This window comes from Candidatus Poribacteria bacterium (assembly GCA_026706025.1).
Taxonomy (GTDB): Bacteria; Poribacteria; WGA-4E; order WGA-4E; family WGA-3G; genus WGA-3G.
Genome location: JAPOZO010000010.1, coordinates 104,648 through 116,701, shown reverse-complemented (window position 1 = coordinate 116,701; position 12,054 = coordinate 104,648). Strand labels below are relative to the sequence as shown.

The 12,054-nt window shown below is 47.7% G+C and carries 6 protein-coding genes; 2 read left to right on the top strand and 4 right to left on the bottom strand.

Annotated features, from left to right (window positions below):
• The first annotated feature begins 1,637 nt into the window (after positions 1-1,637).
• Together OXH00_02620 and OXH00_02615 are read left to right on the top strand one after the other, a co-directional pair.
• On the top strand, positions 1,638-1,850 hold the full coding sequence (locus tag OXH00_02620; GenBank protein MCY3739894.1) for a hypothetical protein: 213 nt from the start codon (positions 1,638-1,640) through the stop codon (positions 1,848-1,850).
• 248 nt (positions 1,851-2,098) lie between these two features.
• Complete coding sequence (locus tag OXH00_02615; protein MCY3739893.1) at positions 2,099-6,025, top strand: lamin tail domain-containing protein; 3,927 nt, start codon at positions 2,099-2,101, stop codon at positions 6,023-6,025.
• An 800-nt stretch (positions 6,026-6,825) separates the two neighbouring features.
• On the opposite strand, the gene OXH00_02610 is transcribed toward OXH00_02615, so the two are convergent.
• The 4 genes from OXH00_02610 to murJ form a co-directional block, all read right to left on the bottom strand.
• Positions 6,826-7,383 (bottom strand): transposase, encoded by a 558-nt coding sequence (locus OXH00_02610; GenBank protein MCY3739892.1) that lies wholly within the window; start codon positions 7,381-7,383, stop codon positions 6,826-6,828.
• A gap of 188 nt (positions 7,384-7,571) precedes the next feature.
• Positions 7,572-8,474 (bottom strand): branched-chain-amino-acid transaminase, encoded by a 903-nt coding sequence (ilvE, locus tag OXH00_02605; GenBank protein ID MCY3739891.1) that lies wholly within the window; start codon positions 8,472-8,474, stop codon positions 7,572-7,574.
• A gap of 286 nt (positions 8,475-8,760) precedes the next feature.
• A complete protein-coding gene (gene hisF, locus OXH00_02600; GenBank protein MCY3739890.1) occupies positions 8,761-9,540 on the bottom strand; it encodes an imidazole glycerol phosphate synthase subunit HisF in 780 nt (259 codons plus the stop codon).
• Positions 9,541-10,331: 791 nt separating this feature from the next.
• The gene (gene murJ, locus OXH00_02595; protein ID MCY3739889.1) at positions 10,332-11,987 is read right to left on the bottom strand and encodes a murein biosynthesis integral membrane protein MurJ; all 1,656 of its coding nucleotides are present in this window, start codon (positions 11,985-11,987) and stop codon (positions 10,332-10,334) included.
• Positions 11,988-12,054: the final 67 nt, after the last annotated feature.

The following is a 12,054-nucleotide window of genomic DNA, read 5'->3' as shown; positions in this document are numbered from 1 at the left end:
GCACATGCTCTAAAGATCATAGAAAATTTCTAATAACGAAAACTGAATGGCTCTGGGTTGAAGACTTCTTTGAAACGTCCTTCTATAAACATTGCGTCCTTACAGGACTGAAGACTTCAGAAACCTCTTTAGTCCCGTAGGGACGATATCTATGTAGAACCGTGTTTGCCCGAGACCGTTAGCCCCGTAGGGGCGGCATTTGTAGAAAGACTGTTCCAAAATACCTCAAAAACTCCCTAAATTGACACCTATGGTGCGGCTGCAAACCCAACCATAAGTGTCAATTTTACAAAAAATAACCGTCTTAGACCCAGGCCCGGTAGGTTCGGTTTCCCAACCGAACCGGATACGACGCGGAAACCTTGAAGGCCTCAAAACTCTCTTTAGTCCCGTAGGGTTTATTTGCTTGGGTGTTTCTTTAAGCATCTGTGTAGAAACGTGTCTCTGCCAAGAACCAAGCCCCGTAGGGGGTTTTTGATAGGGTGTTTTTTCAGCATCTATGATCGGATCGCGCCAAATATCGCGAAATATCTCTAAATCGACACCTATGGTGCAGTCGCAAAACCGAACCATAGGTGTCAATTTTAGAAAAATAACCGCCTCGACCCCAGGCCTGGTAGGTTCGGTTTCCTAACCGAACCGGCTCCTACGCGGAAACCTTGAAAACTTCAGAAACCTCTTTAGTCCCGTAGGGTTTATTTGCTTGGGTGTTTCTTCACTATGTTTATAGCAGCGTTTTCGAGCAAGGATCCAAGCCCTGTAAGGGGTTTTTGCTTGGGTGTTTCTTCAGCATGTTTATTACATTTGTGATAAAACACTGCGAAAACCCCTAAATCGACACCTATGGTGCAGTCACAAAACCGAACCTACCGGGCCGGAGGTGCCCCAAAACTCGCGAATGAATTCGCGGGATTGGTATCCAGCGGCTGACATGCTTTCTGTTAGCACGGCGTAAACTATTTTTTATTGGCAAAAAATGAGGTATAACCAACTATTAAGAAAATAAATTTGACTTAATTATATATACCTTGTATAATATTATGTATAAAGACAAAAATTTGGTTTAATTATAAATTAAATAGAATAGATTGTCTTAAACATAGTTTTACGGTAGCGGGATCGATGACCAGGGGTTGGCATGCTTGGGTGTCGGCACCGCGAAAAACAGGTTTTTTATTGGTATAAATTGCGATATAACCAATTTTTATCAAAAAAAATAAATAAAAACTTGACTTAATTATATATATTTTGTATAATATTACCGTATTAAGACAAAAACACATTTAATTAGTAGTTAAATAGGATAGATTGTCTTAATATACCGATTTAGCGTTTAGGATCCGGTGTCCAGTGGTTGGCATTTTTGTGTTGGAACTGCGAAAAACGGGTTTTTCATTGGTAGAAAATTGGGGTATAATCAATTTTTATCAAAAAAACACAAAAAAATTTGACTTAATTATATATCTGATGTATAATATTAGCATATTAAGGCAAAATTTTTGTAACTTACAAAAAAATAAAACGTCTTAATGTATATCTGAAATAATTCGGGTTGTTTCGTTTAAGTGTAAGTAGCAGCTCGAGTTGAGGATTAGTGGTCGTTAGAGACGCTAATTTGACGAACGGGGGAATTTCGCATGCCGAAGAAAGTAAGTACGAAACAGGTACTGATTGCCTGCCAGATGTCGTTCGATGGTAAAAGCAACCGCGAAATTGCCAGCACACTCGGTTTCACTGAAACAACTGTATCGAATTGGCGGAAGTCGGAGGTCTGGCAGGAATTCGAGGCGGAACTCATTGATGCATACAAACAGCAAGCCTTAAGCCTCGAAAGTGCAACGCCTTCGTAATTTAAGCACTAATGACCCAAAAGCGCGGGTTGCGGACTGTGCACCCACGCAAAAAAGGTTAGTTTATTTTGTAAGAATGGGTTTATTTCCCTGAATCCATTCGATTGTTGAATGGAAGTCTTTAAAGTAACCAGTTAACAGTCACCAGTAAAGAGTCCTCTTCTCTGGCAACTGGAAACTATCAACTGGAAACTGATACAGACTTAACACTATTTTTTTTCTATTTACTTTTTGGAGGAAAATAACCTATGTCAAATCGATTGACATTTTCCTTAGCAAGTTTAATTCTAATTTTCGCATTCGCAGCGATGCCAGCAATGGCAGAACCGACTCTGAGTGCGACGTGGACCGCAGACGTGAATGGTGACGGAACTGCTGATGACGCAGGGTGGAACGCCACTCTTACGTATGCTGCAGCACCCGCGGCTACTGTTACAATTCCTGCTGCTACAGCAGCGGGGGGAACTGCTACTGGTTACTATACCGGCAACGATCCTACGGTTACGGTTACGGTAGGTGATGCTACTGCGACTGCGTTTAAGTTTAATGTAACACCTTCTGCTGCTGGTGCCGATGTAACTGTAACGTTTACAGCTGGCCGCAGAACCACTTTCAAAAATGCGCGGGATCTGATGGCAACAAGCATCGCTCAGCCGAAATTGAAGAGCATTACCGCACCCGAAGCGACAAATAAGTTCTTCAACGCTGTCATTACGTTTGAAACTCCAGCAGCTGCAATGACAGGTCCGCCAGCAGTCCCTGAAATAGGTCCTTCGGATAGCCTCGTCCAGGGTGATTTAACTGTAACTAACGGTACTATTCTGAGTTTCACTGATAATAGTGATGGTACGTATACTGTGGCTATTAATCCTACTGACACTCCGGTTACTGTGATCATAACTGCAGGTGGTTTCCCATTCCAAGCACCAGATCAGGCTGCTGACGCTACAGCGTCGGTTGTCTATGATACTTTAGTACCAGCAAGAGATGCAGCTACTAATGCTGCGACTGACGGTCCAGATACAATTCCTGTGAATAACAGGAAACCGGCACCGCCTGATAGTGGTCAGTGGGGCCCTGGAGATTTTGATTTTATTTTCACGATCATAGATGCTGCCGCTGCTGGTACTAGTGGTAGTAGTGGCATAAGAGCTTCAAGCATTATGCTTGAGGATAATCAGAGTCCGCACATCTTATCCTTTAGCAATATTGGCAGAACTCTTATAGCGAATCAGTTCGCCGCCACGGTTTCAACGGCAAATGTTGATATAGAGGCGGGCACTATAGTCACAGTCCTCGCAACAGTTAGTGATATGGCTGGTAATGAAGCCACGTTTCCGGTAGGCACTGTTACGTTGGCAGCGAAATCGATGACTATGGTGGATATGACTGCGACTTTCACTTCAGCAACGCCAGCTACCGGTGGTAGTGTTATGCAAGGCGGCACGATTGCTCTTGTATTTGGCACCGATCCGGGTGTTGTAACAACGTCTGTCGGTACTATCACAGGTACCGGTACAATGCGTACGCTCACGATTCCTGCTACTCAAACAGCAGGTGCTGTAAGCATTATGCTGAGTTGGGGAACTTCTGGTGCGCAAACGCTCGCCTACACGGTTACCGAGATGGATGCACCAGCTGCTGATGTCATGGTCACGATTCCAGCGAAGAGTTATGTTATTGTCGCACGGACGATGTCGCCTATGGGACTTCCAATGTCTGCGATTCCAGCTAACCCTGATGAAATGAGTTCGCCTACAACCATCATGGCTTGGCCAACTATGCCGAATTTGGAAGACTATTTATTCCGAGGCGCGACGCTGTTGTTGACAACCCCTAAGGCAACAATGTTGGATCGCGATGGTGACGGTGGTACTACCGCAGCAGAAGCAGCCAAAAAACGTGATGCGCTGATCACTGAAGTTATGGCAGCGGTCAATACGGCTGAAGTCGGAGAAATGGGGTATGACGCTCACCAATGGATTGAACTCTATAACAAACTTCCTGTTCCAATAACTGTCACGTTGAGTGCCACGCAAGGGCGTCCTGCTCCTGATGCTGGTAGTGATGATGTCCGGTTAGACCGTCTCAGTAACCAAGTCGGTGCAGGTTGGGCATTTGACCTCGGTCAGAATGGGTTTGATGACGGTGACATGGAAACCAGGGATGTTGACTTCGTCTCCTTCTACAGAAATGACCGTGGTCCACAGAATGACCGCGACGGCCACAACAAGAACAGGTGGTCAACATCAACGGACTACTATCTTAGTGGTCATAAAGGCACACCCGGTGCCATAGAACGTAAGACAGCAACCGTTGTTGGTACAACCTCTTTCAATGTCGGTCCGGTCATCTTCAACGAAGTTTCTAACAGATCAGCTGGTAAGTACGAATGGTTTGAACTTCGCAACAAATCTGATAGCGAACAGAACTTGAAGAACCGCGAGATTCGCATTGTGAAGGACGTTGGTACAGATACTTCGCTCTTCCAGTTCGGTGATCAGGATTTGAAGATTCCCGCACAGGGCGTCCTGCTCTGCGTGTTCACGGATCCGAGAGACGATGATGATCATCCGGTAGCCACGGGTTGGAACGTCGACTTGGGGGACAACGATCAGATCAACGGTGTCAACAAGGAAACATCCGCACGCTATCTCATCATAGAGGATAGCAGCAATGGGAAGCGTAAGTTTAATGAAGCTGCGGTTGATGTTGATGGTGAAGGGTTCCCTGCTGAATTCGTACTGATTCTGCGTAGCCGAAGGCACAATGATGATGTCGGCAAAGATACGAATATCTGGGACATTGCCGGTTATGACACGAGTTTGAAAGTCGCCGCTGAACAGGCTGGGTTCACGAACCTCTGGCCCCTGAAAGGCGGAGTCCGGAATGCCGAACTTTCTAACAACAAGTGGGTCGTTGGTGAAGTCCATCGTCGCCAGAAAGATAACGTCTGGGGTACGAGTTCTACCAATTACGGTAGAAACGGTGGTAACCATCACGATGATACCGCTTGGCGGAATGTCGGTTGGACCGGTATCGGCTATAGACGGAATGCCGCCGCAGGTAATGAGAACGGTGGAACACCCGGGTATGCGAATAACACGCTGCAAAGTAATGAAACGCAGGCAGGCGCGGATCCTGTCATCATCAGCGAAATTATGTATGCCACGGGTACCCGTGCGAACATACCGCAGTGGATTGAACTCTATAACACGTCGAAAACGGTCGGTATTAATCTCGACGGTTGGCGCGTCACTATCATCAACCATGACCAAGATTTAGGTGGTGAGACGTACGCCGGTGATCTGAATAAGGATTACGCTATTAATGGTAAGATCCCACCGGGTCAGACGTTCCTGCTTGTCGCATATGCGGGTCGGAATGATACAAACCTCCCGAGCGAACGTGTTCATGCCCTCCGTGGTAACAAACGGGGTGAATTGATCCTGAGTCAGTATGGCTTTGAGATTACCCTGCTGACGAAAGGCAAGGACAATAAGGATGCGAATCGTAAACTGGCTGATAAGGTCGGTAACCTCGCGACTGTCGTAGCAGGTGAGGGTCGTGTCCGTAGAAATCCGCAGTCCTATGAGGATCCTGTTTGGATGTTGCCGATGGGTACGAATGACGATGGTGATCGTGTCTCTATCGTTCGCGCATCCATAAAGGGCGATCCTATTAACGGGCAACTCGAAGGTGCTTGGAATACCTTTGATATGAGCGCGCAGTTCGTTTCAACACTTGAGACAACATCCTACGGTCATAACTCTGACCTCAGTTCTCCAGGTCATACCGTTGGTGGTGTGCTTCCCGTATCGCTTTCTAAGTTCCGTCCGGAACGGATGAAAGATACTGGCGCAGTCGTTATTCGTTGGATCACCGAATCTGAATTGAACAACGCTGGATTCAACATCCTGCGGAGTGAAACACGAGACGGTGAGTTCACGAAGATTAACACGAAATTGATCGCAGGTCAAGGCACGACGAGTGAACGTACAACTTACGAGTATGCCGATACATCTGCGAAACCCAATGTCATCTACTACTACCAGATCGAAGATGTTTCCTTAGAAGGTCATGCTTCCCGCTTGGCGACCACGCACCTTCGCGGTAACGTCACAGCAGCTGGTAAAGCAACCACGACATGGGGTGAACTAAAAGCGTTGCAATAATACGAAAGCACGCCATCACGCTGATAGTGATGGCGTGCCTTTCGACGCAACAACTCGGTTATTCAGGGAGAAGTCTATAACCGAACTAACCTAACGCAAAAGCGGTGGATTCCCTGTTCACCGCTTTGCACTTTTATAATGGCTGTCAGTTATCAGTACGATTTTTTCTTCGAAAAAATCTTTCAGTTGTCAGTACTCAGTACGCTGCGCTTTCAGTTATCAGAGGGATAGTTATCAGTTTTCAGTACGCTGCGCTTTCAGTTATCAGTTAAGAGAGAGGGGTGGTTCTCCAGCCACGCCTTTTTTGCTTAATTTTCCGAGCCCAAAAACGGACACACGCCTGCCACTGTCGCGTTCAGACTTAATATGCCGAAAATGGCGCGGAAAATCGCTAAATTGATACCTCTGGGTGCGGTTAGGAAACCGCACCATAACTGTCAATTTAGGGCATTCCCCCAGGCCCGGTAGGTTCGGTTTGCAACCGAACCAGAGGTATCAATTTTAGAAAAAATAACCGTCGTGATCCCGAGGCCGGTAGGTTCGGTTTGCAACCGAACCGGCTCCGACGCGTCAACCGTAACAACTTCAAAAACCTCTTGAATTCCGTTCTCGGTTTCTTCTTTAGGGGAACGCGTGTTCCGCAAACGCTGCATCTGAAGGTTTTCGCGAGGTATCCGGTGCGGTTAGAAACCGCACCTACCGGACCTGGGGTGCCGCTAAATTGACACCTATGGTTCGGTTTGCAACCGAACCGGATTTCTAACCAACAACCTTGAAGTCCTCTTGAATCCCACCAACTATCAATATTCCATTTGAAATTTGCATCGCCAATGCGGATAATCGCGAGGGGTCTCCACTATTCCCGCTCTTACCGGATTCGCATAGCAGTAACGGATGGTATCGTTTAATGCAGCGTCATCTCGAATACCCCAATCTGTATAACCTTTCTGCCAAAAGACACCTGCTGTGGATAACTGTTTGTTAATTTCACGCGCAGTATAACGTTTTATAGAATGCAACACTTTCGCGAGCGTCTGCTCCTCTCCGAGTCTAATGACCGCATGTACGTGATCAGGCATCACCCTAATACATATCCACTCCAAACGTTTTTCTCCTTCCATCCAATCAAAAGTCTGAAAAATGATTGATGCGACCTTGTTATCCGAGAGGATTCGCCGCCGCTTGTTGGTGACGATCACAATGTGGTAATATGTGCCTGGTATCGAATACCTACCTGTGCGTAAGGTGTGACTGCGGTGTTTTGGAAAGGTTTTCATGTCTGAAGTTCTCAAGAAAGGTTTTTGTGTAAAATCCGGTTCGGTTGCGATGCAGATCGCATCTGGGCGTGTACGCCGCAAAACCGAACCTACCGGACCTGGTTCTAAGACGGTTATTTTTCCCTAAATTGATACCTCTGGTGCGGTTAGGAAACCGCACCCACCGGGCCTGGAGGAAATTACCCAATTCATTTGTTAAACCTCATTAGGAGTGCTATTACTTCATAATGAGAATAAACAGGTAGCAACTTGCGTTATAAATACGGCACCTATGGTAAAGGTTCCCCTTCATTAGCTGTCCGTTCTGCATAAAGTTCCTGTAACCGAGTCGTCACGGGACCGATGCTGTCATCTCCAATTTTTCTACCGTCAACCTCCAAAACAGGACTCAATTCACCAACAGTCCCCGTCGTGAAAACTTCATCGGCAGTGTAAACCTCAACCAACGAAACATTCCGTTCTGTGAGCGGGATCCCCGCCTCACGGGCGATTTGGATGACCATACCCCGCGTAATGCCGGGGAGGCAGCTATCGGCGTGGGGTGTCAGGACATGTCCACGCTTTACAATAAACATATTCGTCGCATTCGTCTCTGAGACATACCCGTGAATGTCGAGCATAATCGCATCGTCTACGCCAGCGACATTCGCCTCAATCTTGGCGAGGATGTTGTTAATCAGGTTATTGTGGTGGATTTTAGAGTCAACGCACTGCGGTGGATTCCGTCGGATCGCTGAAGTGATCAAACGGATACCACCCTTTGAATAGATAGGCGGCTTCCACTCCGCGAGTACAATCAGACTCGTACCGTACTGATTGACGCGCGCGTCCATACTGGAGGTAACTTTTTTCCCGCGACTGAGTGTTAGACGGATATGGACACCGTCGCGCATGCCGTTGGCTTCAAGCGTCTCGAAGATTGCCGTTTTGACTGCCGCACGTGTTGGGATATTCGCGAATGCCATAGCGTGCGCGGAATCCATGAGTCGGTCAAGGTGTTCATCCAATGCAAAAATCTTCCCGTTGTAGACGCGCAAGCCTTCCCATACACCGTCGCCACCTTGGACGAGGCTATCGAACACGGAAATCTTCGCATCCTCACGGGGCAGGAGCTCACCGTTAACGTGGATTAAAATATCTTCATTCCTTGAATCAGGTAATTTAGGCTGCATTTATCCTCCATAAATTGGCTATCGGCTGTCGGCTGTCAGAAAGAATAGCCGTCAGCCATCAGCCGTCAGCAGTCAGCGGAATAGCCATCAGCAGTTAGCGGTCAGCAGTCAGGGCGGTTTTTCTCTCACTGCGAGGCATGAAAAAACCTCTCAGCGGTCAGCGGATTAGCGGTCAGCAGTCAGGGCGGTTTTTTCTACTAAAAAACCGCCCAGCGGTCAGTAAAGAGGGTGTTTGGTAAATCCAACGTCTTTGCTGATTGCTGACGGCTGATGGCTGATGGCTATTCTACCATGTATCCCGTACGCTTACACCTTCATCCGTCAGATAGGTCTTGATGCTCTCAATCGTGAATTCGCCGTAGTGTGTAATAGACGCAACGATTGCGGCATCGGCATTGCTTTCGACAAATACATCGCGCAGATGCTGCGGGTTCCCGGCACCACCAGAGGCAATCACAGGCACCGGCACGAGATCAGCGATAGCACCCGTCAATTCGAGTTCATATCCGGCTTTTGTGCCGTCTGCGTCGATACTATTGACGACAATCTCGCCTGCGCCCAAATCAACACCGCGTGCCGACCATTCCAAGGCATCCCAGCCGACAGGTTTCCGACCACCGTCTATGTAAATCTCATAACCGCTCGGAATCTGTTCGCTTTTCGGGACCCGCTGTACCTGCATACTCAGCACGACACACTGACTGCCGAATGCCCGCGCACCTTCCGCGATAAGTTCAGGGTTCCGCACAGCACCGGAATCTATACTCACCTTCTCTGCCCCTGCGAGTAGGACGCGGCGCATATCTTCAAGCGTGCGCAGTCCACCGCCGACAGAAAAAGGGATAAAAATCTCAGCGGCGACAGCGGAGACGACATCAATCATTATATCACGGCGTTCATTGCTTGCCGTGATGTCGTAAAAGACGAGTTCATCGGCACCGCCCTCATAATAAAAGCGTGCCATCTCAACCGGGTCGCCGACATCGACATTGCCTTGAAAAGCGATGCCTTTCGTGACCTTTCCTGCACGCACATCTAAACATGGAATTATTCGTTTCGTTAGCACTTTTTAATTTTTGAACCTCCGCTCCGATTTTTCCGTTTTGACCAACAACTCGTGCCTTATTCTATTATATTCGGAGTCGAGTTGTTAGTCAAAAAATCGGGTTTCTGATACGTATGAATCACAATTTGGAGTGATTAACATTTCTCAAAGTTCTGTATAGTTTTCGAGTCCCGCGGGACTACATTTTCTCCAGGCCCGGTAGTTGCGGTTTTGCGGCGTACCCATAGGTGTCAATTTAGGGATATTTTGCGATATTTGGTGCGCCCCGATCATAGATGCTGAAGAAACACCCTATCAAAAACCCCCTACGGGGCTTGGTTCTTGGCGGAGACACATTTCTACACAGATGCTGCAGAAATCCGCAGAAACACCCAAGCAAATACCCCAAGCAAATAAATCCTACGGAACTCAAGAGAGGTTTGAAGTCATCAAGGTTTCCGCGTCGTATCCGGTTCGGTTGCAAACCGAACCTACCGGACCTGGGTACCCAAGCGGTTATTTTTTCTAAAATTGACACCTATGGTGCGGTTTTGCGGCGTACACACCTGCCCCCCTGATAAGGGGGGATAAAGGGGGGTTTCTTGCGACCTGCATTATTGCCCGTTCCTCTCACCGCATAGTAGTCCTTCAATGTTCAGTTTATACATCATCCTGTTCGTAGTAGGGCAATTTTGCGGTGTACGCGAAGAAATACCCAAGCAATACGCAGAAATACCCAAGCAAAAACACCCCAAATGCGACGTGCATTATTGCCCGTTTCTCAATTGACGTAATAAATCAATCTTTTAATCTCAACCCCCGAGTCGCCGTTTGAATATATTCAAGATGTCATCAAATTCGGAGACCTGTAAAAGTTTATACATCGCCGCGAGTATCAGCAGCCCCAACCCTATTGGGGCAAATACTGCGACAGTGCGTGGGATGATGCCTTCCGTGCCGAGCCAATCGCTTTCAATGACCCCATTTGTCAGCCAGCAGACGAACCCCATCACCGCCGAAGCGATCAAGATTTTAAGCGTCAGTGGAACGACCGCGCGTAACCCCAACCCACCGACTTTTCGGCGGAGCAGCAACAATAGGATACCACAATTCAGCGTTACCGTCAAAACCGTTGAGAAGACCACGGCACGTGGGTCCAAGAAGAATCCGCGAAAGATAAAGAGATAGTTGAGGCAGATGTTAAGCATCACTGCGCAAATACTCACAATAACAGGGGCGCGAATATCTTTGTAGGCGTAGAACCCATCGGTCACAATTTTGAGTGTCGAGAACCCACACAGACCAAAGGCATAGACGAACAGAAGCCCGCCTGTCCTGATTGTGTCTTCTTCGACAGTTTCACCCCATTCGTAGAGCAAACGACAAATCGGTTCAGATAGCATCATGAGTCCAATGCCAGCCGGAATTGTTAAGACCAGCATTAAACGGAGTGCATAAGAGAGCGCATTGCGAAAATTCTGCGTCTCCCCGGCTGTTACGTACCTTGCGAGTTGTGGGAGTGCTACTGTTGAAATCGCGACACCGAATATCCCGATAGGGAGATGCATGACGCGGTATGCCCGACTAATCCACGTTAACCATCCAGAATCGGAAGTAATAAAGAACGTGTTCGTCAATAGGTTCACCTGTACCGCCGCAACGCCTAACACGGCGGGTCCAACAAGATGAAGGACTTGAAGCACTCTCGGATCGCGTAGGCTCAGCATCGGACGATACCGAAAGCCGACACGGTACATAGATGGCACCTGAATCAGGAACTGCAGGATACCGCCGACGATTACGCCGATCGCCATACCCGTTACGGGGTGAATCTCGAACAGTGGACACACATAGTAACCACCTATCCCAATCGCAAGAGAACTCACATTAAAGAAAGTGGATGCGCAGGCTGGAATACCAAACTTTCCCTTACTGTTCAACAACCCCATCGCAATTGCTGCAAATGACACAAATAGTAGATACGGAAACATCAACTGCGTGAGATAGATTGCCAGTTCAACTTTACTGTCAAATCCGAAATGTTGTAGGGGCTGGGTCGCCCAGTCCGTACTATTATCAAAATCATCCCGTGCCAACACATCAACAATAGTAGGTGCAAAAGCGATACCGAGAATTGTGATACCGACTAAAACGAGGAGCGTCAGATTAAAGATACGGTTCGCAAGATGCCACGCCGCTTCTTCGCCGTCTTCGGCTTCCGTCGCGAGGAATGTCGTAATAAACGCTTTGCTCAAGATACCTTCGCCGAACATATCGCGCAGAAAGTTCGGGATACGGAAGGCGAGGTAAAAAGCGTCCGCACTGACTTTTGAAGCGAAATAGTACCCGATCGCCGTTTCGCGGGCGAGCCCTAATATCCGAGATACCAGCACAGCGATGCTGACAACCCCTGCAGCACGGGTGACGTTTTGATGCTGTTGGTCCGTGGATTTCGTTTCATTTTCCATTTTTGTATTGGCTATCGGCTATCGGCTTTCAGCCGTCAGAAAGAATAGTCCCGTAGGTTGGGTTGAA